The organism is Anaerotruncus sp. DFI.9.16, from assembly GCF_024461615.1.
In the GTDB taxonomy this organism is placed as follows: Bacteria; Bacillota; Clostridia; order Oscillospirales; family Ruminococcaceae; genus Anaerotruncus; species Anaerotruncus massiliensis.
On record NZ_JANFZX010000001.1, the window covers coordinates 285,019 to 307,356 of the forward strand.

The following is a 22,338-nucleotide window of genomic DNA, read 5'->3' on the forward strand; positions in this document are numbered from 1 at the left end:
CGGGCGGGGCGCCCGGGGAGCGATAAGTGGACGTTTGGCGCAAAAACCGGGAGAATCTTTGTGCAAGGAGTTGACAAGAATATTTCACTATGCTAATATATTAGCAAGTTAAAGCAAGACGCAAAACGGGAGGTTCGCATGAAACATTACGATAAGGTCACCCCCGACGGCACCCGCGACCTGCTCTTCGACGAGTGCGTCTCGCGGGAAGAGGTGGTGAGCCGCCTCACGGCGATGTTCCGTTCGCGCGGCTACCGGCAGGTCATCACCCCCGCGATCGAGTTTTACGACGTGTTCGGCTCCTCCGCTGCGCATTTCCCGCAGGAGAACATGTATAAGCTTTCGGACACCCACGGGCGGCTGATGGTCGTGCGGCCCGACTGCACGATCCCGATCGCGCGGCTGGTGGCGACCCGCCTCACCGGCATGCCGATGCCGCTGCGCCTTTACTACTGCGAAAACGTCTACCGCGTCGAGCATACGATGCGCGGCAAACTGAGCGAGATCTACCAGGCGGGCGTCGAACTGATCGGCTCCAACTCCCTGCGCAGCGACCTCGAGATCGTCGAGCTCGCCGCGTCGGGGCTTTCGGACATCAACGGGGAGAGCTTCCGGATTGAACTCTGCCACATCGGCTATTTCAAGGCGCTGATCGATTCGCTCGACGCCGGCGCGGACACCAAGGAGGCTATCCGCCAGTGCATCGAGCAGAAGAACTACCCGGCGCTTTCCGACCTGCTCGCGCCCTTCGGCGACAGCCGCGCGGCGGCCGCGCTCGGCTACCTGCCCCGGCTGTTCGGCGGGGAGGAGGTCTTCGGGAAGGCGTATGAGCTCTTCTCCGAAAACGGCGCGCTCGAGTGCCTTGACTACCTGCACGGGCTCTACGAGGACCTCTGCCAGCTCGGGCTGGAGGACCGCGTGATCATCGACCTCGGGCTGGTCAACCAGGCGGAGTACTACACCGGGCTCATCTTCCGCGGCTATTTCGACGGCATCGGCGAGCCGGTGCTCTCGGGCGGCCGGTACGACAACCTCCTCGGCGAATTCGGCGCGCCGCTCTCGGCGACCGGCTTCGCGGTGAACATCGATCCGGCGGCTCAGGTCGTCGGGGAACCCGACCCGCAGACGCCCGACATCCTCGTCTTTTCCGACGAGCGGCACCTGCCCGAGGCGGTCAACTACATCAAATCGCTGACGGAGAACGGCCTTGTCGCGGAGAACTGCGTCTACGACGACTTCGACGCGGCCGCCGACTACGCGCGCAGGCGCGGCATCCGGCAGCTCCACGTCGTGGACGACGCGATCGAGGTGGTCGACGTCGAGACGCTGAAAGGGGAGGGCGCGCGATGATAAAACCCATCCGCATCGCCCTGACCAAGGGGCGGCTCGAAAAGGACACGGTCGAGATGTTCGAGCGTCTCGGCTACGACTGCACCGCCGTCCGGGAGAAGGGCCGCAGGCTCATCCTGCCGGTTGCGGGGACGAATCTCGAGATCGTGCTCGCCAAGGCGGCGGACGTCGCCACCTACGTTGACAACGGCGTCTGCGACATCGGCGTCGTCGGCAAGGACACGATCATGGAGATGGGCGGCACCTTCTACGAGGTGGCGGACCTCGGCTTTGGCAAATGCCGGTTCGCGCTCGCCCTGCCGCAGGGGGTCGACTTCTACGAAGGGTACCACACCCGGCGCATCGCCTCCAAATATGTGAACGTGGCGCGCGGCTTCTTTGAACGCAAGAACATGGATGTCAGCATCGTGAAGATCGAGGGCTCGGTTGAGCTCGCGCCCATTCTGGGGCTGTCCGACGCGATCGTCGACATCGTCGAGACGGGCACTACCCTGCGGGAAAACGGGTTGGTGGTCGCCGAATACATCTGTGATGTCAGCGCGCGGCTGATCGTCAACATCGCGAGCCTCAAGCTGCGCAAGGCGGAGATCGAGCCGCTGATCGCGCGCATCGAGGACTATCTGGCCGGGGAGGAAACGGAATGATACCGATTGTCAGGGCGGACGGCGCCGCCGAATGGGAGCTGCTCGCATCGCTGCGGCGGCGCAGCGGGGAAGTGGACCGGAAGGTGACGGCGGCCGTAACCGAGATCATCGACGCCGTGCGGGAGCGCGGAGACGACGCCGTGCGGGAATACACGGTCAAATTCGACGGGCGGTGCCCCGAAACCTTTGAGGTGAACCGCGACGAAATCAACGACGCGCTCACCCTCGCGGAGCCTGAATTCGTCAATGCGATGCTCTCCGCGATGGAGAACATCGCGGCCTTCCACAACCGCCAGAAGCAGCAGAGCTTCATCGACACGCAGGAAAACGGCGTCATCATGGGCCAGCGGGTGCGCGGGCTTTCCCGCGTCGGGCTCTACGTGCCGGGCGGCACGGCGGCCTACCCCTCGTCGGTGCTCATGAACTGCATCCCTGCGCGCATCGCGGGGGTGGGGGAGATCGTCATGGTCACCCCGCCGCAAAAGGACGGCACCGCCAACCCCGACATCCTCGCGGCCGCCGCGGTCGCGGGCGTGGACCGGGTCTTCCTGATGGGCGGCGCGCAGGCGGTCGCCGCGCTCGCCTACGGCACCGCGTCGGTGCCGCGCGTCGACAAGATCGTCGGCCCGGGCAACATCTATGTAGCCACCGCCAAGCGGCTGCTCTACGGCACGGTCGACATTGACATGATTGCCGGGCCGAGCGAAATCCTCATCGCGGCGGACGACACCGCGAATCCCGTCTATCTCGCGGCGGATATGATGAGCCAGGCGGAGCACGACGTGCTCGCCTCGTCGGTCCTGCTCACGACGAGCGAGCGGGTGGCGGAGGAGACGGCGGCGGAGCTGGAGCGGCAGGTGGAGCGCCTTTCCCGCGCCGAGATCATCCGCAAATCGCTCGCGGACTATGGCATGATCATCGTCTGCCGCTGCGAGGCGGAGATGATCGCGCTGGCAAACGAGCTTGCGCCCGAGCACATGGAGATCATGACGGCCAACCCGCTCGAATACATCGGGAAGATCGACAACGTCGGCTCCCTCTTTCTGGGGCAGCATTCGCCCGAACCGCTGGGGGATTACTTCGCCGGCCCCAACCACGTCCTGCCGACCTCCGGCACCGCGCGGTTCTTTTCACCGCTCGGGGTGGACAGCTTCCTCAAGCGGTCGAGCTTCCTCTACTACACCCGCGAGGCGCTCGCCGAGGCGCAGGTGCCCATCGTGCGCCTTGCCGACAAGGAGGGGCTCACCGCCCACGCAAATTCTGTCAAAGTGAGGTTCCCCGATGTCTGGTAACCGCTATGAGCTTCCCAAAAAGCTCCAAAACCTGACTCCCTACGATCCGCTGACCGGGCACTACCGCATCCGGCTCGATGCGAACGAGAGCTTCCTCTCGCCGCCGCCCGAGCTGATGGAGGAGCTCATGGCCGCGGTCATGGCGGTCGACTTCAACCGCTATCCCGACCCCTACGCGGTGGAGCTCTGCGAAAAATGCGCCGCCTTCTTCGGCGTTGATCCGTCGATGGCCGTCGCGGGCAACGGCTCGGACGAGCTGATCGGGCTGATCGTCAGTTGGTTCACCGAGCCGGGCGACACAATGGCGGTTGTGCGCCCCGATTTTTCGATGTATTCCTTCTATGCGCAGCCCTGCGGGCTGCGCCTGCTGGCGATCGACAAGGACCCGGACACCCTCGCGCTCGACGCGGACGCGCTCATCGCCCGCGCGAGGGAGGCGGACGCACGGCTGCTCATCTTCTCCAATCCCTGCAACCCGACCTCGCTCGCGGCGACGCGGGCGGACATCCTCAAAATCGTCGACGGGCTGCCCGGCTGCCTCGTTGTCGTGGACGAGGCGTATATGGATTTCGCGGAGGGCTCGATTCTGCGGATGGCGGGGGAGCACGACAACCTGATCGTGCTCAAGACCTGCTCCAAGGCGTTCGGCATGGCGGCCATCCGGCTCGGCTTCGCCGTCGCGAATCCGGTCCTGATCGGCGCCGTCAAGGCCGCGAAATCCCCCTATAACGTCAATTCGATGACCCAGGCGGCCGGGTGTGTGCTCTTTAACCATCCCGATTACCTCGCGGGCTGTGCGGATGAGATCAAGGCGTCGCGGGACACGCTCTGCCGGGAGCTTTCGGCGCTCGCCGGGGAAAAGGCCGAGATCCTCGACATGCGGCCCACCTGCGCAAACTTCGTGTTCCTGCGCCTGACCGACGCCAAGGGCGTCTATGAGGCGCTTTTGGCGCGCGGCATCGCCGTGCGGCTGATGGGCGACCGCCTGCGCGTCTCCGCGGGCGCGCCGATCGAAAACCGCGCGCTGCTTTCCACCCTCAGGGAAATTTTACGATAGGGGGCCAAACCGATGCGTGAATCCACCATTCGGCGCACGACCAGGGAGACCGATATCGAGCTGACGCTCAGCCTTGACGGCAAGGGGCGCTTTACCGGTACGAGCGGGATCGGCTTCTTCGATCACATGCTCGCCGCTTTCGCGGTGCACGGGGGCTTCGACCTTGCGCTCAACATGACCGGCGACCTCGAGGTCGACTGCCACCACTCGGTGGAGGACGTGGGCATCGTGCTCGGACAGGCGCTCCTGAAGGCGCTCGGCGGCCGGGACGGGATCGCCCGTTACGGCAGCTTCCTGGTCCCCATGGACGAGGCGCTCGCCTTCTGCGCGCTCGATATCAGCGGCAGGCCCTTCCTCGTCTTCGACTGCGCCTACCGGAACCCGTCGGTCGGCGCGTTCGACTGCTGCATGACGGGGGAATTCTTCCGCGCCTTCGCGCAGAACGCCGGGATCACCCTGCACCTGCGCGTGCCCTACGGAGAAAACGACCACCACAAGATCGAGGCCCTCTTCAAGGCGGCCGCGCACGCGCTTCGCATCGCGGTTTCCCCCGCGGGCGAAGGGGCGCTCTCCTCCAAAGGGGTGCTCTGATATGATCGCGATCATCGATTACGGCGCGGGCAACCTCTTCAGCGTCCAGAACGCGCTGACCTATCTCAACGAAACCTTCTGCATCACGCGCGACCCGGCGATGCTCGAGGGGTGCGACGGGATGATCCTGCCCGGCGTGGGCGCGTTTCCCGACGCGATGAAGCGCCTGCGCGCCTCCGGGCTCGTCCCGGTGATCCGGGACGAGGCGCAAAAAAAGCCGCTGCTCGGCATCTGCCTTGGGATGCAGATGCTCTTCGAGAGCAGCTTTGAATTCGGGGAGACCGAGGGGCTGGGGCTCATCCCCGGAAGCGTGCGGCTTCTTGACGCCGGCGGGCTGAAGATCCCGCACATGGGCTGGAACGATTTGACGGTGCTCCATCCCTGCGAGCTGACCGGCGGGACAAAGACGGGCGACTACGTCTATTTCGTCCACTCCTTCTGCGCGGACACGCCGGAGGAAAACATCTCCTGCCACACGGTCTACGGCGAGCGCGTCCCCGCGCTCGTCTGCCGCGGCAGCGTCTATGGCGCGCAGTTCCACCCGGAAAAGAGCGGGGAAGTGGGGTTAAACATGCTCAAAAACTTTGCGAGGTTGTGCCAATGATCATTTTACCTGCGATCGACATCAAGGACGGCTGCTGCGTGCGCCTGCGGAAGGGGGACTTCTCGACGGCCCACAAGGTCGCCGAAGACGCGGGAGAGACCGCCGCGTCCTTTCTCGCGGCGGGCGCCAGATGGATCCACATGGTCGACCTTGACGGAGCGAAGGAGGGCGAAGTGAAAAACGCGCCGCTCTTTCTGGAGATCGCCAGGACCTCCGGGCTCAAGGTGGAGCTGGGAGGCGGTATCCGCGACCGGAAAACGATCGAATACTACCTGGAAAACGGAATTTCCCGGGTAATCCTGGGCTCCATCGCGGTCAAGAACCCCGCCCTCGTGCGGGAGGCGGCCGCCGCCTACGGCGACCGGATCGCCGTGGGCATCGACGCGAAGGAGGGGATGGTGGCCACCGAGGGCTGGCTCGACACGAGCAGCGTCGGCTATCTCGATCTCGCCAAAGAGATGGAGCGGGCGGGTGTCAAGACGATTATCTTTACAGATATTTCCCGGGACGGGATGCTCGGCGGGCTCAATCTGGAGCAGCTTGCCGCGCTCGAAAACGCCGTCTCCTGCAACATCATCGCGAGCGGCGGCGTGCGGGACCTGCGCGACATCGAGGCGTGCGCATGCCTCGGCCTCCACGGGGTCATCTGCGGCAAGGCGCTCTATACGGGAAGCCTCTCCCTGCGGGAGGCAATAGAAACGGCGGGTGATCAACCATGTTAGCCAAACGCATCATCCCATGCCTCGACGTGCGCGACGGCGTGGTGGTCAAAGGGGTCAACTTCGTCGGCATCAAGGAGGTCGGTGACCCGGTCGACTGCGCGATCGAGTACGACCGGCAGGGCGCGGACGAGATCACCTTCCTCGACATCACCGCGACCCATGAGGGCCGCAGCACGATGATCGACGTCGTGCGGGAGACGGCGCGCAACGTCTTCGTGCCGCTCACCGTCGGCGGAGGCATCCGGTCGGTGGACGACTTTCGCGCGCTGCTGCGCGCGGGCGCGGACAAAATTTCGGTCAATTCCGCGGCGGTGCGGGATCCGAAGCTCATCAGCGAGGCCGCCGAACAGTTCGGCAGCCAGTGCGTCGTTGTGGCGATCGACGCGCGCAGGCGGCCGGAGGGGGGCTTCACCGTCGTCGTGAACGGCGGGCGGATCGACATGGGGATCGACGCCGTCGAGTGGGCAAGGACCTGCGAGCGGCTCGGCGCGGGGGAGATCCTGCTCACCTCGATGGACACCGACGGCTGCAAAAACGGCTTTGATCTCGAGCTCACCCGCGCGGTGTCCGACGCGGTGCGGATTCCGGTCATTGCGTCGGGCGGCTGCGGGAAGCTCGAGCACTTCTCCGAGGTCTTCGAGCACACGGGCGCGGACGCCGCGCTCGCCGCGTCCCTCTTTCATTTCCGCGAATTGACGGTCGGGGAGGTCAAGGACCACCTCGCCGCGAAAAATATCCCGGTCAGGAGGCAGCGCGATGCGTGATCTGGACGTCTATTTTCAGAAATCCGAGCTCATCCCCGCAATCGTGCAGGAGGCGGGCACCGGCGAGGTGCTGATGCTCGCCTACATGAACCGCGAGAGCCTGCAACGAACCCTCGAGACGGGGTATACCTGGTTCTGGAGCCGATCGCGGCAGGAGCTTTGGAATAAAGGCGCGACATCGGGGCATCTTCAAAAGGTGGTGGACCTGCGCGCCGACTGCGACGACGACACGCTGCTCGTCACGGTGGAGCAGACGGGCAACGCCTGCCATACCGGCGCGCACAGCTGTTTCTTTAAAGAGATCTGGGAGGGAAAAGCATGATGAACGACGTATTGAACGGCCTATACGAGGTGGTGCTCGACCGGCGCGACCATCCGCAGGAGGGCTCCTACACCTGCTACCTGTTTGAAAAGGGCCTCGATAAGATCCTCAAAAAATGCGGCGAGGAGTGCAGCGAGGTCATCATTGCCGCCAAAAACGGCAAAAACGAGGAGACCGAGGAGGAGATCTGCGACCTCATCTACCACCTGCTCGTGATGATGGCCCAGCAGGATATCCCGCTCGCCCGCATTGAGGAGATTCTGGAGGCGCGCCGGCAGAAGATCGGCAACCTCAAACAGTTCCACGAGAGCGACCACAACACCTGACGCAGAAAAACCCCCCGCAGCGGCAAAAGCTGCTGCGGGGGGTTTTGGTCTTGTCCCGATATCAGTCCGCTTTGACGCCGAATGCCTCTTCGAGCGCGCGGACCGCCTCGTCGCAGCTCGACTGCGGCACCAGCAGGGAGATCTCCACCTCGCCGGTGCTGATGAGGGTGAGCTCCGCGTCGGTCCCGGCGACGGCGGCGATCGCGGCGGAGGCCACGCCGTACCGCTCGCGCATCTCCTCGCCGTAGAGCTCGATCTTGCAGTTTCCGTTGCTCACCATCGGCTTGAGCTCGTGTGCCGCCTGGAATCTGGTGGCGAGCCCGAGCACCTCGATCAGTTGGCTGGAATGCAGCGTGAAGGAGATGTCGATCCGGTGCCCCTGGGGCGCCGTCTGGCTGATCATATCGAGGTTCACCTTTGCGTCCGCCAGCTGGGTAAAAATCGACGCGAGCACCCCCAGGTCGTTGGGGACCCTGCGGAAGGTGACGAGCGCCACATCCTCGGTCACGGTAATTTTCGATACGCCGTTCATATCCAATCCTCCATCCTTTTTACACCAGATCGCCCATGCTGTAAAGGCCGTTTTCCTTCCCGCAGAGGAAGAGCGCCGCGTTGATGCTCCCCGTGGCGAAAACCTCCTTGCTCATCGCCGAATGGGAGAGGGTCAGCACCTCGTCCCGCCCGGCGAAGATCACCTCGTGTTCGCCGACGATCGTGCCGCCGCGCACCGCGTGCAGGCCGATCTCGTTTTTGCCGCGCTTACGGCGCACCGCGTGGCGGTCGTAGACGTACTGCGGTTCCTCCGGGAGCACGCCGGAGATCGCGTCCGCGAGCATGAGCGCGGTGCCGCTGGGCGCGTCGATCTTCTGGTTGTGGTGCTTCTCGATGATCTCGATATCGAACTGCCCGCCCAGCACGGCCGCCGCCTTTTTGGCGAGCTCGACGAGCAGGTTCACCCCCAGCGACATGTTCGCGGTAAAGAAGAGAGGGACCCGCGCCGATGTCTCGCGGATGAGCGCGACCTGGTCGGAGGAGAGCCCCGTCGTCGCGATAACGGCGGGCGTGCGGGTGGCCGCGGCATAGTCGAGCAGGGGAGCGAGGGCGCTGGGGTGGGAGAAGTCGATGATGACGTCTGCCTCCACCTGGCACCCGGCGGGAGAGGTAAAGACGGGGAACGCGTCCAGCACCTCTCCGCTCACGTCGATGCCTGCGACGACGGTGCAGTCGTCGCGCCCCTTGACGCAGGAGGCGATCATCCGCCCCATCTTTCCGTTACAGCCCGATAGTACGATCCTTTTCATTTGAACCTCCAGATGCGCGGGACCTCAGATCAGTCCCGCGGCCTTCATTTCCCGTTTGAGCAGCTCACGGTTCTCCTCACCGAGCCCGGTGAGGGGCAGGCGGCAGGGGCCGGCCTGCCAACCCATCATCGCCACGGCCTCCTTGACCGGGATGGGGTTGACGTCGCAGAAGAGCGCGTTGATGAGGGGCAGGAGCTTCACCTGCAAATCGGCGCTCTCCCTGACCTTGCCGTCGAAATAGAGCTGGCAGATGTCGTGGGTCTGGCGCGGCGCGACGTTGGAGAGCACCGAGATGACCCCTTTGCCGCCGAGCGAGAGGATCGGCACGATCTGGTCGTCGTTGCCCGAATAGATGTCGAGCCCGTCGCCGCAGAGGCTGCGGATCATCGCGATCTGCGAGATGTTGCCGCTGGCCTCCTTGGCCGCGACGATATTCGGATGCTTCGAAAGTTCCAGGTAGGTCTTCGGCTGGATGTTCATGCCCGTGCGGCTGGGGACGTTGTAGAGGATGACGGGCAGGTCCACGGTGTCCGCGACCGCGAGGAAGTGGCGGACCAGCCCCGCCTGCGAGGTCTTGTTGTAGTAGGGGGTCACGAGCAGCAGCCCGTCGGCGCCCGCCTGTTTGGCCTCCTTGGAGAGCCAGAGGGAGTAGTCGGTGTGGTTGCTGCCGGTGCCCGCCACGACGGGGACGCGTCCCGCCGTGCGTTCGACGGCGTAGCGGATGGCCTTGACGTGTTCCTCGTCGGTGAGGGTGGAGGCCTCGCCGGTCGTGCCGACGATGACGATCGCATCGGTGCCGTTGTCGATCTGGTAGTCGATCAGTTCGCCGAGCAGCTCCCAGTTGATCGAAAGGTCGTCGTGCATCGGTGTGACGATTGCAACGCCAGCGCCGGTGAAAATGGTCTTCTTCATTGGTCCATCAGCCCTTCCGTTAAATTCAGTCAAAATAGCCCTTTGCTGCGAGCAGCTCGGCCAGCAGGACGCCGCCGCCCGCCGCCCCGCGCAGGGTGTTGTGGGAGAGGCACACAAATTTGTAGTCGTACTGGGTGTCCTCGCGCAGCCTGCCGATCGACACCGCCATGCCGTTTTCGAGGTTGCGGTCGAGCCTCGTCTGCGGGCGGTCCGGCTCCTCGAAGTAGCGCAGGAACTGTTTGGGGGCGCTGGGCAGGTCGAGCTTCTGCGGCTCGCCCGCGAAGGAGGCCCACTTTTCCTTAATCTCATCGATCGAGGGCTTTTTGTCAAAGCTCACGAAAACCGCCGCCATGTGTCCGTCCGAACAGGCGACCCGCAGGCACTGGGCGGTGATCGACGGACTCGCGACCGGCACGATCACGCCGTCCTTGACGGAGCCCCAGATTTTGAGCGGCTCCCGCTCGCTCTTTTCCTCCTCGCCGCCGATGTAGGGGATGACGTTGTCGACCATCTCCGGCCAGCGCTCGAACGTCTTGCCCGCGCCGGAGATCGCCTGGTAGGTGCAGACGAGGGTCTTCGTCACGCCGTAGTCCGCCATGAGCGGGTGCAGCGCGGGGACGTAGCTCTGCAGCGAGCAGTTGGACTTGACGGCGATGAAGCCGCGTTTGGTGCCGAGGCGCGCGCGCTGGTAGGGGATGACCTCCGCGTGCCCGGGGTTCACCTCGGGGATGATCATCGGCACGTCGGGGGTCATGCGGTGGGCGGAGTTGTTGGAGATGACGGGGCATTCCGCCTTGGCGTACGCCTCCTCGAGCGCTTTGATCTCGTCTTTTTTCATATCGACCGCGCAGAAGATGAAATCCACCTTTGAGGCGACCGCCTTTACGTCCGACGCGTCGAGCACGACCATCTTTTTGACGGCCTCGGGCATGGGAGTGGACATCGCCCAGCGGGAGCCGACGGCCTCCTCATAGGTTTTGCCCGCCGAGCGGGGAGAAGCCGCGAGCACCGCAACCCGAAACCACGGATGGTTTTCCAGCAGGGAGACGAACCGCTGGCCGACCATGCCGGTCGCCCCGACGACCCCGACCTGATACTGCTTCATAGGGAACAACTTCCTTTCCATAGCCGGCTGATCCGGCAATAAAAAAACCGGTTGAAAACCGGCATGAATTGCACTATAATAGAGAAGTTATCGGCGCGTGCGAACGCGCGGAATCCGCCGCGTCCAACCGCCCCGCCATAGCTCTCCATCACAGTTCAATGATGACAGTCGCATGCCTTTCGGCGATGCGCCCAGGGAACGGCCGCCAGGCGTCCCCTTCGGCGTCTGTCCCTTTCACACGGCTTTTCAACGACTCTGGCAGTCTCTTTCCGGCTACTGATGAAAGACGCGCCTCTACCGGCTCGGTTTATTACTAGTTATATTATCATCGAAGCCCTCTTATGTCAACAAATTTTGATGATTTACCGCAATAAAACCAATGCCTATCCGGCAATGTCGGAAAAATGCGTTGAATCTGTCAGGAAGGATCCGCCCCATGCTCAAGACATCCGATTTTTACTTCGACCTGCCGCAGGAGCAGATCGCGCAGACCCCCATCGAGCCGCGCGACCACTCGCGCATGCTCCATCTCTTCCGCGAGACGGGGGAGCTCGAACACCGGCATTTTTACGACCTGCCCGACTACCTGGAAGCGGGGGACACGCTCGTCATCAACACCTCCCGGGTCATCCCCGCGCGCCTCTTCGGCGTGAAGGAGGGCACCGGCGGGCATATGCAGTTCCTCCTGCTCGACCAGAAGGAGAAGGACGTCTGGGAGGTCATGGTGAAGCCGGGGAAAAAGGCCAGGACGGGCGCGCGGTTCGTCTTTGGCGGCGGGCTGCTCGTCGGGGAGATTCTCGCCACCGTCGAGGGGGGAAACCGCCTCGTGCGGATGCACTACGAGGGGACCAACATCTATCCCATCCTCGAAAAGATCGGCAATATGCCCCTGCCGCCCTATATCACCGCCGAGCTCGAGGACAACGAGCGCTACCAGACCGTCTATTCCAAGCAGCTCGGATCCGCCGCCGCGCCCACCGCGGGGCTGCACTTCACCACCGAGCTGATGGACAAGCTGCGCCACAAGGGCGTCAACATCGCGGAGGTGATCCTCCACGTCGGCATCGGCACCTTCCGGCCCGTCAAGGTGGAGGACGTGACCAAGCACCACATGCACTCGGAGCACTACCATCTGCCGAAGGAGACCGCCGATCTCATCAACGAGACCCACGCGCGCGGCAAACGGGTGATCGGGGTGGGCACCACGAGCTGCCGCACGGTGGAGTCGGTCGCGACCAAGCTCGGCGAGGTCCGCGAGGACGACGACGACACGAGCATCTTCATCTATCCGGGCTATCGGTTCAAGGTGCTCGACGGGCTCATCACCAATTTCCACCTGCCCGAAAGCACCCTCATCATGCTGGTGAGCGCTTTCGCGGGCTATGAGCACACGATGCGCGCCTATGAGACTGCCGTGAAGGAGAACTACCGGTTTTTCTCCTTCGGCGATTCCATGCTGATCCTCTAAGGGAAAACTTTTGTAAAAGTTTTCCCTTAGAACCTTTTCAAAATTTCCGGCTCAGACCGGCCGCCGCGAGTGAACGCGTGCGCCGTCCGTGAGGCGAAGAATTTTTCCGGAGTGGAAAGCGCCCGCGATTACGGGCGGCGGACGGCCCGGCAAAAGATTTCTGGGCCCGGGGGACTTTTCCAGGGCCCTCATGCAAAGTTTCCGGCGCGGAAAGCGCCTGTGGTTTCGGGCGGCGGACGGCCCGGTAAAAGTTTTCGGGGTCCAGGGGGGCTTTTTCAAAAGCCCTCCCTGGGAAGGAGGAGCAACTTGTATACCTTATTAAAGCAGGACGGCCACGCCCGGCGCGGGACCTTTGAGACGGTGCACGGCGCCGTGCAGACCCCCGCCTTCATGAACGTCGGCACCTCAGCCGCGATCAAGGGGGGCATCTCGTCGACCGACCTCGTGGAGCTCAAATGCCAGGTGGAGCTCTGCAACACCTACCACCTGCATGTGCGCCCGGGCGACGACGTCATCCGCGCGATGGGCGGGCTGCACAAGTTCATGAACTGGCATCGCCCGATTTTGACCGACAGCGGCGGATTCCAGGTGTTTTCCCTCGCCAAGTTGCGCAAGATTAAGGAGGAGGGCGTCACCTTCGCCTGCCACCTTGACGGCAAACGGATCTTCATGGGCCCGGAGGAGAGCATGCGCATCCAGTCGAACTTTGGCTCGACGATTGCGATGGCCTTCGACGAGTGCATCGAAAACCCCGCGCCCTACGACTATACCGAGCGTTCGATTGCCCGCACCACCCGCTGGCTCGTCCGCTGCAAGGAGGAGATGGCGCGCCTGAACGCCCAGCCCGACACCCTCAACCCGCGCCAGATGCTCTTCGGCATCAACCAGGGCAGCACCTACGCCGACCTGCGCGTGCGGCACATGCAGGAGATCGCCGCGCTCGGGCTGGACGGCTACGCGATCGGCGGACTTGCGGTGGGGGAGACCGCGCAGGAGATGTACGACACGATCGAGGCGGTCGAGCCGCATATGCCCGCGGACAGGCCCCGATATCTGATGGGGGTGGGCACGCCCGTCAACATCATCGAGGGGGTCTACCGGGGCATCGACCTCTTTGACTGCGTGATGCCCAGCCGCAACGCGCGGCACGGGACGCTTTTCACCTGGGACGGTATCCGCATCCTGCACAATGAAAAATACAAGACCGACGAGAGCCCTCTCGACGAGCACTGCGGGTGCCCGACCTGCCGGAATTTTTCCCGCGGCTACCTGCGGCACCTCTTCCGCGTGAACGAGATGCTCGGGATGCGGCTGGGCGTCCAGCACAACCTCTACTTCTACAACACGCTGATGGAAAAGATCCGCGAGGCGATTGAGCAGGGGACCTACGACGCCTTCCGCCGGCACTGGGTGCCCATTCTGGGACGGCGCATCTGAAGGGATTTATCTGTATCTTTATACAAATTTTCCTTGCAAGACAGGCCCGGACACGCTATAATAGTACAAGTATCCTGAAAGAGAATTTTGGAGGTATTACCATGAACGAACAGACGATGGCCACCCTTGGCAGCTTTTTGCCGCTGATTTTAATTTTTGTAATCTTCTACTTTATGCTCATCCGTCCGCAGAAAAAGCGCGACAAGGAGACCCAGCAGATGCGCGCCAACCTCGAGGTGGGCGATGAGATCGTTACGATCGGCGGCGTGATCGGCACCGTCGTCGTCATCAAAGACGATTACCTCCTGATCGAGACCGGCTCCGACCGCAGCAAAATCCGCATCGCGCGCTGGGCCATCCAGGCGAACAACACGCCGCACGAGTCCGCCGCTCCGGAGAAGAAGGACAAGAAGAAGGAGAAGTAAGCCGTGCCCGGCATATTGGGCGGCTTCCCTGAATATCCTGTAACAGTAAAGGGGGAGTTCAGGTGAGACAGCCCGACGTTCACGGCGCGAAGCGCTTCATCCGGCCGGTCACTTACGGCATTTTATTCGGTGCAGGCGCGTGCTTCCTGCTACTTCTGATCATGTCCGCCGTGATGGGGCTGCGGGATATTCCGCAGTCGGCCGTCTCGCTGATCGCCACGCTGATCTTTGTGCTCGGCGGGTTCGTCGCGGGGTATGTCTCCGCCGCGTTCGCGCGCGAAAAGGGCATGCTGCTCGGGCTCTGCTGCGGCGCCTGCCTCTTCGTGATCCTGAGCCTTGCGAGCCTCGCCGTCGACGGCGGCGGGTTCGGCATGGTGGCGCTCACAAAGCTGGCCGCGGTTTTGCTCGCGGCGGCGCTCGGCGGCATCATCGGTGTCAACCGGCGTAAAAAATTCCGCTGAAAACGGGCCGGCTGGAACCGATTTCCGGGCCTGCCGGCTTGAATTACCAGCGGGGATATGCTATACTTGTTGGCAGAAATCAAAAGAAACGAGGGGATACCAATGAAACATATCAAGACGATCAACAGCGCGAACCTCAAGGAATCCGCCGTCAAGGGCGGCTGCGGCGAGTGCCAGGCCTCCTGCCAGTCGGCCTGCAAGACCTCCTGCACCGTCGCCAACCAGAAGTGCGAGAACAAGAATAAGTAAAAAAGGCATGGCAGTTTTTTAACTGCCATCCTTTCTTTATCGCGGTTTTGGGCAGTCGGACGACTGCCCTTATCTTTATGTGGGGAGATTGGAATGATACACCAGTACAGACTCAACGGCTACAATATCGTGCTCGACGTCAACTCCGGCGCGGTGCACCTCATGGACGACCTTTCCTTTGATCTGCTGGACATGCTTGGGGATCCGATCCCCGAAAGCTGTCCCGGGGAGGTCTTCGACCGCTTTACGCCCCAATACGCGCGGGAGGAGGTCGAGGACGCCTTCCGGGAGCTGCTCGCGCTCCAGAAAGCGGACCAGCTCTGCTCGAGCGACGACTATGACCAGTTCGCAAAGCTCATGACCCCGTCGCCCGTCAAGGCGGTGTGCTTACATATCGCGCACGACTGCAACCTGCGGTGCAAATACTGCTTCGCGGACACGGGCGAATATATGGGCCACCGCGAGCTGATGTCCCTGGAAGTAGGGAAGGCGGCGATCGATTACCTCATCAAGCACTCCTGCGGCCGCCACAACCTCGAGGTGGACTTCTTCGGCGGCGAACCGCTCATGAATTTCGAGGTGGTCAAGGAGATCGTCCGGTACGCCCGCTCGCTCGAGCAGGAGCACAACAAGCTCTTCCGGTTCACGATCACGACCAACGGCCTGCTGCTCGACGACGACAAGATCGATTTCATCAACCGGGAGATGTCCAACGTCGTGCTTTCCATCGACGGGCGCCGGGAGGTCAACGACCGGGTGCGGGTGCGCGTCGACGGGCGCGGCAGCTACGACAGCATCCTGCCCAAGTTCCAGAAGCTCGTCGAAAAGCGCAGGAACGGCCCCTACGAGCAGTACTACGCGCGCGGCACCTTCACCAAATACAACAAGGATTTCGCGGAGGACGTGCTGCACCTCTCCGACATGGGCTTTGACCAGGTGTCGGTCGAGCCGGTCGTCACCGATCCGGCGGAGCCCTACGCGCTGACCGGGGAGGACCTGCCTGAGGTGTTTGCCGAATATGAGCGGCTCGCGAAGATCATGATCGAGCGGCACGGCACGCCGCAGGACTTCAACTTCTTCCACTTCATGCTCGATCTCGATCAGGGTCCCTGCGCGATCAAGCGGCTGCGCGGCTGCGGCTGCGGCAACGAGTATGTGGCGATCACCCCGTCGGGCGACGTCTACCCCTGCCATCAGTTCGTCGGCCACGACGGCTGGAAGATGGGCAACGTCTTCGACCAGTCGCTCGATTTCGACCTCAAGTGCAAATTTGCCGCCGCGACCGTCTACGGCAAACCCGAGTGCAAAAACTGCTGGGCCAAATTCTACTGCTCGGGCGGCTGCAACGCCAACAGCATGCAGTACAGCGGCGACATTCTGAAGCCCTACAAGCTCTCCTGCGAGCTGGAAAAAAAGCGGTTGGAGTGCGCGATTATGATCAAAGCGGCGACGCTTTAAGAGGGGAGGACCTCCTGTGGACTGCAAGATCGGATTTATCGGCGCGGGCAACATGGCCGGCGCCATCATCGACGGCATCACCGGCTCGGGGATGCTCGCACCGGCACAGGTCGCCGTCTACGATATCCGCGAAAGCCAGCGGGAACACTACGCGGCGCGCGGGTTCAAGGTATCTGCGAGCGCGGCGGCGCTCGTGGACGGCTGCGACTATGTCGTACTGTCTGTAAAGCCCCAAAACTTTGCGGATGTACTGGCCGAAATCAAAGGCCATCCGCGCCCCGAAACGGTGTTCGTCACGATCGCGGCAGGCATCAGCGCGGAATTCATCAAGGAGGCGCTCGGCTGCGACGCAAAGGTCGTGCGGGTCATGCCCAACACGCCGCTGCTCATCGGCTGCGGCTCCACGGCGATGAGCCGGGTCGCGCCCGCCACCGAAGAGGAGTTCGCGTTCGTCAAGTCGGTCTTTGCGTCGGCGGGCGGCGTCGAGGAGATTTCCCCGGACAAGATGAACGAGGTCATCCCGCTCAACGGCTCGAGCCCCGCGTATATCTACCTCTTCGCGAAGGTATTCGTCGACCGGGCCGTCGAGCTCGGCTTCGACGCGGACGTGGCCAACCGGCTCTTCTGCAACACGCTGATCGGCTCGGCCAGGATGATGCTCGAGTCGGGGAAGAGCCATCAGGAGCTGATTGACATGGTCACGTCGCCCAAGGGGACGACCTTCGAGGGGCTCGCGGCGCTCGAACGCTGCGGCTTCGACAAGGCGCTGATCGCCTGCTTTGACGACACGGTGCGCCGCGCCTATGAGCTCGGGAAATAACCGGGCGGGGGAGGCATAAAATTTAGCGAAATCGCATATCCTTTCCTGAGGCAAAAAGGAAAGGATGGTTGCAATGAGCTTTACCGCCGCGGATTGGGACAAGATTTTACAGCAGCAGAGGACCGCACATGGACTTCCGCCCCTACAGCCGATGCGTCCGGCGTCGGAGGGGCGGGTTTCCATGCGGTCCTCTTTGTTTTCCTCGCGCAGTTTATCCACCTGGGCGCTGGGGCTCTGCTTTCTGGCGGGCCTGCTCATCGGCACGTTGCTTGTCAGCCGGTCGGGGCCGGACACCCGCGCGGCCCTTCAGGTGATCCTCGGGGGCTATGTGGAACGGCGGCAGACGCTGGCGTTCGCCTCGATCGCCGCATCGACCTTCTGTTCGACCTTTGCGGCGCTGGCGGTGCTCTTCTTCTGCGGTTTCTGCACGATCGCCCAGATCATCATCTTTGCCGTGCCACTTTTCAAAGGACTCGGGTATGGATTCTCGATCGGCATGCTCTACGCGCAGTACGGCACGTCCGCGGTCCGCTACGTCGCGTTCCTGCTGCTCCCCACGATGTTCCTGAGCACCCTGCTGCTGATCCTGGCGAGCCGCTCGTCGCTGCGTCTGTCGGTCACGCTGCTGCGTTCGGCCCTCGTCGCGCCCGATGAAAACGGGTCGCGAAGAATCAAACGTTACTGCGTAAAGTATCTAATCTTTACAGGAATATGTTTGTTGATCGCGCTGTTCGACGCGCTGATCGTGACCCGCTTTGGCGGGCTATTCGTCCTCTGAATCCGGGACCTTCGGCACCTTTGACTTTTTCTTTGGTGCGACCCCCGAAAGCGGCGATTGTTTCGCCGCTTTTTCCATCTGCCGGTCGGAGACGTGGGTATAGATCTCGGTCGTGGAGAGGCTCACATGCCCGAGGATCTCCTTGAGCACGCGGATATCCACGCCACCGTGCTGGTACATGAGCGTCGCGGCGGTGTGGCGCAGCTTGTGCGGCGAATAGCCCTGGCCGGAAAGCCCCGCATTGCGCAGGCATTCCTCAATGATCTGCTCGACCCGCCGGGGCGAAATCCGTGTTCCACGGGAGGAGAGGAACAGCGCGTCGCGGTCTTTGACGCCCTGCGCCGGCTTCCGCTTCACAAGATAGGCGTCCAGCGCCTTTCGACAGGCGTCGTTGAGGTAAATCACGCGTTCCTTGTTGCCTTTGCCGAGCAGCTTGATCGTGTCGTCGCGGATGTCGTAGAGGTTGATGCCGACCAGCTCAGAAAGCCGCATGCCGCAGTTGAGAAAGAGGGTCACGATGCAGAAATCCCGTTCGTAGCTCGGCGACGCCGGGTCGACGTGGGTCAGCAGCTCGAGGCTCTCTTCCAGCGTCAGGTATCGCGGCATCGACTTGCGCACGGACGGCACCTCAAGGTTTTCCACCGGGTTCGTCTTGAGCACGCCCGATTTGACCGTCAGGTAATTGAAAAGAGCCCGGATGGACGATACCTTGCGCGAGCGGGTCTTGGCGTTGTTGTCCCGGTCGGAGGCCGCGTAGTTGAGGAACTGGTAGACGTCCGAGAGGGTAATGGAGGCGACCGTCTCGAGCGGGATATCCCTGATCGAGAGTTGGTCGAAGAACTCCGGGTCGTCAGGGTTGCCGTTCACGAGCTTGACGCACTTGATGTAGCGCAGAAAGGTGCGCAGATCGATATAATAGGCGTCGACCGTGCGCTGGGAACGGCCTTTGATCGTCAGCATATAAAACAGGAATTCACTGAGATAGTTTGGGCAGTCGGCGTAGTTGGCCATTGTGAAACCCTCCAGTCTTTTAGGAGACTTCGCGAGCGCCGCGAAGGCGGAGCCCGCAGCGCGGGCGGAGCCTTTGGGTGCCCCGAACTGCGCTAAATTTTTATTTAGCGAAATAACTTCCGTTAAAAGAATACCACATCCCCATCGGAAAGTCAAGGTCTCCTCCGCACATCTTCCTCCAACAGCGGCAGAATGGACCCCACATCGTAAAGCGGGCCGTCGGTCAGCTCAAGCGGCTCAACGCCACGGCTATGTAAAAATTCCTTGATCCGTTCTCCGTCCGGATGCGCGCTGAGCGAGCCGGTGAACGCCAGCAGCTTCCTCCCGAGCAGACCGGAACAGCCTCCGATAAAGCCGGTGTCATAACCCGGCAGCAGAATCCGCCCGGTTTGGATCTTCAGCACGTTCAGGCCTTGCCGCCTTGCCGCTTGCGCAATTGACGGGTCCTGGGTGATGATCGAGCGTTCGTCCACGGCACAGACGGAGCATTTGGCATAGCCTTGATTCACCGGGACCAACGTGATCCCCGCTTCCCCACAGTAATTTGTGATTATTTTATCAATCTTATCCTTGCCGCCGATGCAGACCTTCCCGACAACCGCGCAGTTGAGCGGCACGTCCCCCGGATAGTCCGGCGCGAGCGGCCCTGCGGCTTCAACGGAAAAGCCCCGTTTACGCAGGGCCTCCAAAAGGCCGTCCCTGCCCCGCCCTGCCGCCACGGCAATACGCGCCCCGCCGAGGTGGCAGAGCTGTAAATCCGCGTGGCAGGCGACCGGCGCGGGAAGGCCGGGATCTTCCGGTACCCGCAGGCAGGCGATCCCGCGCGCTTCGAGCGCGGCGATCAGCATTCCATACCGCTCCCCCACCGCGCAGAGACGCACCGGCCCCTCCGGAAGATTGCTATTCTGGACAAACCGCATGGTTCCACCGTCCCACAGGTCTTATTCGGTGCGCAGGGCGTCCACCGGGCGCAGACGCGCGGCGACCGTCGCCGGGTAGACGCCGAACACCACGCCGATGCCGACCGTAAGCGCGACGCTCACAGCGATGAGCGCCGGGTTTACCGACATGGCCACCCCGATGAGGGCGCAGCCGGCCCAGACGAGCGCAAGGCCCGCCGCCACTCCCATGATACTCCCGATCAGCGAAATCGTAAAGGCCTCGATCAGGAATTCGAGCAGGATGGTCCGGCGGGTCGCACCGATCGATTTTTTGATGCCGATCTCGCGGGTGCGCTCGTTGACCGACACGATCATCACCGTCATGATGCCCAGGCCCGCCACCACGAGCGACACCGCCGCAATCGCCGAGAGCACGATGGTCACCACGCCGAGGAGGTTGTCAAGGGTATCCTTCTGCTTGGAGATGTTCTCCGCCTTAAAGCCGCGCTCGATGTTGTGGAACCGGTTGACCGACGCGCTGAGTTGCTCGGCCGCCGCATCGATGTCCGCCGAGTCCCGCAGGGTGACGGCGATCTGTCCGAAGGAGTCCTCCCCCGTGTACCGCTGGACGGTCGTATAGGGCAGGTACGCGAAGGAGGGGATCACGTCCCCCACCATGTTTTGCAGGATGTTGCCACCCGACGAGGCGATCCCGACGATCTCAAGGCGCACATAGCTGCCGCCGATCATCGCGTCAAGGGATTTCCCGACGACGTTGTCCCGCTTGTAGAAGAGCTCGGCCACGTTGCTGTCGATCACGCAGACGTCCGCCGCCCCGGCGATGTCCGCGGCGTCCAGCATCCGCCCGTATTTCGGCGTGAGGGAAATCACCTGGTTTTTCCCGTCGTCCACCCCCCACAGCACCGCGTTGGCCACCAGCCCGCGCATCCGGATGCTGCTGTAGCTCACGACGATCGGCGTGGCGCTCTCCACCTGCGGGCTTTTGCGGAGCAGCGCGAGGTCCTCCTCCCCCATTTTGAGGCTGGTAAACTTTTTGTCGGCGCTCACCGTGACGCTGCCGAGCCCCAGCGAATTGAGCTCGTCGGTGATCGCGCCCTTGCCGATCTCCCCGATCGAGCCAATCAACACGACCGAAGCCACGCCAATTGCGATGCTCGCGATCGTCAGGAAGCTGCGGAACCGCTTGCGCCCGAGATTGCGGATGCTGCACACGAAGCTGTCAAAGAACATCCTGACGCTCCCCCCTCTGCAGGTTTACAAGGGCGCCTTCCTTCCCCGCCGCTGACGCGTCGGCAAGCAGCACGTCCGCGGGGCCGAGCCCTTCGGTCACCTCGACTCCCTCGAGCAGCTCGACCCCCGTCTGGATATCCCGCCGCACGGCGCGGGAGCCCTCCGCCAGGTAGACGTATTCCACGTTGTTTTCGTCCTGCCGCACCGCCTCATACGGCACCGTCAGCATCGTGCGCCGGGTGTCCGTGACGATCTCCGCGCGCGCGGTAAAGCCAGCCTTGAGGTCGTTATCCGGGTCGTCGATCGCGATCTCCACGTCGACCACCGTCTCTTGCGCGGTGCCGCCCGTCAGCTTGCGGGCCACCGGGGCGATCTTCCGCACGTGCCCCGTATATTCCCGCCCGGGAAAGCCGGTGCCCGTGATGACGGCCGGGTCCCCGACCTTCACGTCCGAAATGTACGATTCCCCCACCGTGACCATCGCAGCGAAGCTGCCGGTGTCGGAGATGGTGACGACCGGCTTCGCGGTCCGGGAGAGCACCCCGCTCTTGATGCCCACCTCGGTCACGACGCCGTCCATCGGCGCGGTGATCGTCTCGGGGACGTAGAGGTAGGGGTTCTGCTCGACCGGGACGCCTCCCGCCGCCTCATAGACCTCCTGGAGGCTGCCGAGGTCCAGCCCCGTGCCGAAGGCGGAGGATTGCAGCGCCGAATAAAGCCCCGCCAGATCCGCCGTCTCCTGCGAAATCGCACCCGCCGCCATACCCGAGACGAGGCTCGACGCGGGGATGCTCTGTTCCAGCACGCTCTTGGTGGTGTCCGCGTCGATGACGGCAAGCACCTGGTCCTGCCGCACATAGTCGCCCACCGAAACGTTCACCGCCTGCGCGATGACCGGCGTGTCGAGGTAGACCTCACGCACATTCTGCGCTTCGATGGTGCCGGTGGCGTTGATGCGCTTTTCATAGAGCGTCTCCCGCGGCGTGATGCACGCCACCGGCGGCACGGCGCGCAGGACGACACGCGGCGCGGCCGCGGCCGCGCCGAACGAGCCGGCGGCCAGCAGCAGCGCGGCGATACGTTTAAAAATCAATGGCGAAACCCCCATC

26 protein-coding genes and 1 riboswitch are annotated in these 22,338 nt (G+C 62.9%); of the genes, 18 read left to right on the forward strand and 8 right to left on the reverse strand.

All coding sequences use genetic code 11. From position 1 onward, the window contains the following. Window positions 1–138: 138 nt before the first annotated feature. Genes hisZ through hisE form a run of 10 tightly spaced genes read left to right on the forward strand, consistent with a single transcriptional unit; the run spans window position 139 to window position 7,672 of the window. Window positions 139–1,350: an ATP phosphoribosyltransferase regulatory subunit gene (gene hisZ, locus NE609_RS01410; RefSeq protein WP_256151458.1), complete on the forward strand. Its 1,212-nt coding sequence runs from the start codon at window positions 139–141 to the stop codon at window positions 1,348–1,350. After that, window positions 1,347–1,994, forward strand: coding sequence for an ATP phosphoribosyltransferase (gene hisG / locus NE609_RS01415; RefSeq protein WP_101550689.1), 648 nt, complete (start codon window positions 1,347–1,349; stop codon window positions 1,992–1,994). Before hisZ ends, hisG begins: the two co-directional genes overlap by 4 nt. Then, window positions 1,991–3,286 carry a histidinol dehydrogenase gene (gene hisD / locus NE609_RS01420; protein ID WP_256151459.1) on the forward strand — a complete coding sequence of 432 codons (1,296 nt, stop codon included), beginning with the start codon at window positions 1,991–1,993 and terminating at the stop codon, window positions 3,284–3,286. Before hisG ends, hisD begins: the two co-directional genes overlap by 4 nt. Then, complete coding sequence (locus tag NE609_RS01425) at window positions 3,276–4,343, forward strand: histidinol-phosphate transaminase (protein ID WP_256151460.1); 1,068 nt, start codon at window positions 3,276–3,278, stop codon at window positions 4,341–4,343. The genes hisD and NE609_RS01425 overlap by 11 nt, the downstream gene beginning before the upstream one ends. 12 nt (window positions 4,344–4,355) lie before the next feature. Further along, window positions 4,356–4,934, forward strand: a complete 579-nt coding sequence (gene hisB / locus NE609_RS01430; protein WP_101550682.1) for an imidazoleglycerol-phosphate dehydratase HisB — start codon at window positions 4,356–4,358, stop codon at window positions 4,932–4,934. 1 nt (window position 4,935) lies between these two features. Next, on the forward strand, window positions 4,936–5,538 hold the full coding sequence (hisH, locus tag NE609_RS01435) for an imidazole glycerol phosphate synthase subunit HisH (protein WP_256151461.1): 603 nt from the start codon (window positions 4,936–4,938) through the stop codon (window positions 5,536–5,538). Next, complete coding sequence (gene hisA, locus NE609_RS01440) at window positions 5,535–6,260, forward strand: 1-(5-phosphoribosyl)-5-[(5-phosphoribosylamino)methylideneamino]imidazole-4-carboxamide isomerase (RefSeq protein WP_256151462.1); 726 nt, start codon at window positions 5,535–5,537, stop codon at window positions 6,258–6,260. The genes hisH and hisA overlap by 4 nt, the downstream gene beginning before the upstream one ends. Further along, window positions 6,254–7,024 carry an imidazole glycerol phosphate synthase subunit HisF gene (hisF, locus tag NE609_RS01445; protein ID WP_256151463.1) on the forward strand — a complete coding sequence of 257 codons (771 nt, stop codon included), beginning with the start codon at window positions 6,254–6,256 and terminating at the stop codon, window positions 7,022–7,024. The genes hisA and hisF overlap by 7 nt, the downstream gene beginning before the upstream one ends. Next, window positions 7,017–7,346 (forward strand): phosphoribosyl-AMP cyclohydrolase, encoded by a 330-nt coding sequence (gene hisI, locus NE609_RS01450; protein ID WP_256151464.1) that lies wholly within the window; start codon window positions 7,017–7,019, stop codon window positions 7,344–7,346. The genes hisF and hisI overlap by 8 nt, the downstream gene beginning before the upstream one ends. Next, window positions 7,346–7,672 (forward strand): phosphoribosyl-ATP diphosphatase, encoded by a 327-nt coding sequence (hisE, locus tag NE609_RS01455; RefSeq protein ID WP_101553214.1) that lies wholly within the window; start codon window positions 7,346–7,348, stop codon window positions 7,670–7,672. The genes hisI and hisE overlap by 1 nt, the downstream gene beginning before the upstream one ends. A gap of 61 nt (window positions 7,673–7,733) precedes the next feature. Here the strand turns inward: hisE and NE609_RS01460 are convergent, their stop codons facing one another. From NE609_RS01460 to asd, 4 genes are read right to left on the reverse strand one after another with little or no spacing between them, the layout of a single operon-like run. After that, complete coding sequence (locus NE609_RS01460) at window positions 7,734–8,204, reverse strand: hypothetical protein (protein ID WP_101550672.1); 471 nt, start codon at window positions 8,202–8,204, stop codon at window positions 7,734–7,736. Window positions 8,205–8,223: 19 nt separating this feature from the next. Next, window positions 8,224–8,973 (reverse strand): 4-hydroxy-tetrahydrodipicolinate reductase, encoded by a 750-nt coding sequence (gene dapB, locus NE609_RS01465; protein WP_101550670.1) that lies wholly within the window; start codon window positions 8,971–8,973, stop codon window positions 8,224–8,226. Between the two features lie 24 nt (window positions 8,974–8,997). Then, on the reverse strand, window positions 8,998–9,885 hold the full coding sequence (dapA, locus tag NE609_RS01470; RefSeq protein ID WP_101550668.1) for a 4-hydroxy-tetrahydrodipicolinate synthase: 888 nt from the start codon (window positions 9,883–9,885) through the stop codon (window positions 8,998–9,000). A 25-nt stretch (window positions 9,886–9,910) separates the two neighbouring features. Then, the gene (gene asd, locus NE609_RS01475) at window positions 9,911–10,990 is read right to left on the reverse strand and encodes an aspartate-semialdehyde dehydrogenase (RefSeq protein ID WP_256151465.1); all 1,080 of its coding nucleotides are present in this window, start codon (window positions 10,988–10,990) and stop codon (window positions 9,911–9,913) included. Window positions 10,991–11,120: 130 nt separating this feature from the next. After that, window positions 11,121–11,295, reverse strand: a riboswitch (Lysine riboswitch). 131 nt (window positions 11,296–11,426) lie between these two features. Here asd and queA point away from each other — a divergent pair. The 8 genes from queA to NE609_RS01515 all read left to right on the forward strand — a co-directional run bounded on the left by queA (window position 11,427) and on the right by NE609_RS01515 (window position 18,086). Continuing rightward, complete coding sequence (gene queA, locus NE609_RS01480) at window positions 11,427–12,458, forward strand: tRNA preQ1(34) S-adenosylmethionine ribosyltransferase-isomerase QueA (RefSeq protein WP_256151466.1); 1,032 nt, start codon at window positions 11,427–11,429, stop codon at window positions 12,456–12,458. A 306-nt stretch (window positions 12,459–12,764) separates the two neighbouring features. Further along, entirely contained in the window at window positions 12,765–13,895 is a 1,131-nt protein-coding gene (gene tgt, locus NE609_RS01485) for a tRNA guanosine(34) transglycosylase Tgt (protein WP_121585619.1), read from the forward strand. A gap of 101 nt (window positions 13,896–13,996) precedes the next feature. Beyond that, the gene (yajC, locus tag NE609_RS01490) at window positions 13,997–14,320 is read left to right on the forward strand and encodes a preprotein translocase subunit YajC (protein WP_121585618.1); all 324 of its coding nucleotides are present in this window, start codon (window positions 13,997–13,999) and stop codon (window positions 14,318–14,320) included. Between the two features lie 62 nt (window positions 14,321–14,382). Continuing rightward, window positions 14,383–14,781 (forward strand): TIGR04086 family membrane protein, encoded by a 399-nt coding sequence (locus tag NE609_RS01495; protein ID WP_158595507.1) that lies wholly within the window; start codon window positions 14,383–14,385, stop codon window positions 14,779–14,781. Window positions 14,782–14,883: 102 nt separating this feature from the next. Next, window positions 14,884–15,030: a six-cysteine ranthipeptide SCIFF gene (gene scfA, locus NE609_RS01500; RefSeq protein WP_101550656.1), complete on the forward strand. Its 147-nt coding sequence runs from the start codon at window positions 14,884–14,886 to the stop codon at window positions 15,028–15,030. Between the two features lie 93 nt (window positions 15,031–15,123). Next, on the forward strand, window positions 15,124–16,488 hold the full coding sequence (scfB, locus tag NE609_RS01505) for a thioether cross-link-forming SCIFF peptide maturase (protein ID WP_256151467.1): 1,365 nt from the start codon (window positions 15,124–15,126) through the stop codon (window positions 16,486–16,488). Between the two features lie 16 nt (window positions 16,489–16,504). Beyond that, complete coding sequence (gene proC / locus NE609_RS01510) at window positions 16,505–17,308, forward strand: pyrroline-5-carboxylate reductase (RefSeq protein WP_243107383.1); 804 nt, start codon at window positions 16,505–16,507, stop codon at window positions 17,306–17,308. A gap of 181 nt (window positions 17,309–17,489) precedes the next feature. Beyond that, complete coding sequence (locus tag NE609_RS01515) at window positions 17,490–18,086, forward strand: hypothetical protein (RefSeq protein WP_256151468.1); 597 nt, start codon at window positions 17,490–17,492, stop codon at window positions 18,084–18,086. Here the strand turns inward: NE609_RS01515 and NE609_RS01520 are convergent. The 4 genes from NE609_RS01520 to NE609_RS01535 all read right to left on the reverse strand — a co-directional run bounded on the left by NE609_RS01520 (window position 18,072) and on the right by NE609_RS01535 (window position 22,322). Next, on the reverse strand, window positions 18,072–19,097 hold the full coding sequence (locus NE609_RS01520; protein WP_256151469.1) for a tyrosine recombinase XerC: 1,026 nt from the start codon (window positions 19,095–19,097) through the stop codon (window positions 18,072–18,074). The two genes, NE609_RS01515 and NE609_RS01520, sit on opposite strands and share 15 nt — an antisense overlap. Window positions 19,098–19,249: 152 nt before the next feature. Next, a complete protein-coding gene (locus NE609_RS01525) occupies window positions 19,250–20,017 on the reverse strand; it encodes a uroporphyrinogen-III synthase (protein ID WP_256151470.1) in 768 nt (255 codons plus the stop codon). Window positions 20,018–20,038: 21 nt separating this feature from the next. Next, on the reverse strand, window positions 20,039–21,229 hold the full coding sequence (locus NE609_RS01530) for an ABC transporter permease (protein ID WP_121585612.1): 1,191 nt from the start codon (window positions 21,227–21,229) through the stop codon (window positions 20,039–20,041). Continuing rightward, the gene (locus NE609_RS01535; RefSeq protein ID WP_256151471.1) at window positions 21,219–22,322 is read right to left on the reverse strand and encodes an efflux RND transporter periplasmic adaptor subunit; all 1,104 of its coding nucleotides are present in this window, start codon (window positions 22,320–22,322) and stop codon (window positions 21,219–21,221) included. The genes NE609_RS01530 and NE609_RS01535 overlap by 11 nt, the downstream gene beginning before the upstream one ends. Window positions 22,323–22,338 lie beyond the last annotated feature (16 nt).

Bases quoted from the DNA above. Each gene is read 5' to 3' on its own strand.
- hisZ (WP_256151458.1), top strand. From the start codon at position 139: ATGAAACATTACGATAAGGTCACCCCCGACGGCACCCGCGACCTGCTC.
- hisG (WP_101550689.1), top strand. From the start codon at position 1,347: ATGATAAAACCCATCCGCATCGCCCTGACCAAGGGGCGGCTCGAAAAG.
- hisD (WP_256151459.1), top strand. From the start codon at position 1,991: ATGATACCGATTGTCAGGGCGGACGGCGCCGCCGAATGGGAGCTGCTC.
- NE609_RS01425 (WP_256151460.1), top strand. From the start codon at position 3,276: ATGTCTGGTAACCGCTATGAGCTTCCCAAAAAGCTCCAAAACCTGACT.
- hisB (WP_101550682.1), top strand. From the start codon at position 4,356: ATGCGTGAATCCACCATTCGGCGCACGACCAGGGAGACCGATATCGAG.
- hisH (WP_256151461.1), top strand. From the start codon at position 4,936: ATGATCGCGATCATCGATTACGGCGCGGGCAACCTCTTCAGCGTCCAG.
- hisA (WP_256151462.1), top strand. From the start codon at position 5,535: ATGATCATTTTACCTGCGATCGACATCAAGGACGGCTGCTGCGTGCGC.
- hisF (WP_256151463.1), top strand. From the start codon at position 6,254: ATGTTAGCCAAACGCATCATCCCATGCCTCGACGTGCGCGACGGCGTG.
- hisI (WP_256151464.1), top strand. From the start codon at position 7,017: ATGCGTGATCTGGACGTCTATTTTCAGAAATCCGAGCTCATCCCCGCA.
- hisE (WP_101553214.1), top strand. From the start codon at position 7,346: ATGAACGACGTATTGAACGGCCTATACGAGGTGGTGCTCGACCGGCGC.
- NE609_RS01460 (WP_101550672.1), bottom strand. From the start codon at position 8,204: ATGAACGGCGTATCGAAAATTACCGTGACCGAGGATGTGGCGCTCGTC.
- dapB (WP_101550670.1), bottom strand. From the start codon at position 8,973: ATGAAAAGGATCGTACTATCGGGCTGTAACGGAAAGATGGGGCGGATG.
- dapA (WP_101550668.1), bottom strand. From the start codon at position 9,885: ATGAAGAAGACCATTTTCACCGGCGCTGGCGTTGCAATCGTCACACCG.
- asd (WP_256151465.1), bottom strand. From the start codon at position 10,990: ATGAAGCAGTATCAGGTCGGGGTCGTCGGGGCGACCGGCATGGTCGGC.
- queA (WP_256151466.1), top strand. From the start codon at position 11,427: ATGCTCAAGACATCCGATTTTTACTTCGACCTGCCGCAGGAGCAGATC.
- yajC (WP_121585618.1), top strand. From the start codon at position 13,997: ATGAACGAACAGACGATGGCCACCCTTGGCAGCTTTTTGCCGCTGATT.
- scfA (WP_101550656.1), top strand. From the start codon at position 14,884: ATGAAACATATCAAGACGATCAACAGCGCGAACCTCAAGGAATCCGCC.
- scfB (WP_256151467.1), top strand. From the start codon at position 15,124: ATGATACACCAGTACAGACTCAACGGCTACAATATCGTGCTCGACGTC.
- NE609_RS01515 (WP_256151468.1), top strand. From the start codon at position 17,490: ATGCGGTCCTCTTTGTTTTCCTCGCGCAGTTTATCCACCTGGGCGCTG.
- NE609_RS01520 (WP_256151469.1), bottom strand. From the start codon at position 19,097: ATGGCCAACTACGCCGACTGCCCAAACTATCTCAGTGAATTCCTGTTT.
- NE609_RS01525 (WP_256151470.1), bottom strand. From the start codon at position 20,017: ATGCGGTTTGTCCAGAATAGCAATCTTCCGGAGGGGCCGGTGCGTCTC.
- NE609_RS01530 (WP_121585612.1), bottom strand. From the start codon at position 21,229: ATGTTCTTTGACAGCTTCGTGTGCAGCATCCGCAATCTCGGGCGCAAG.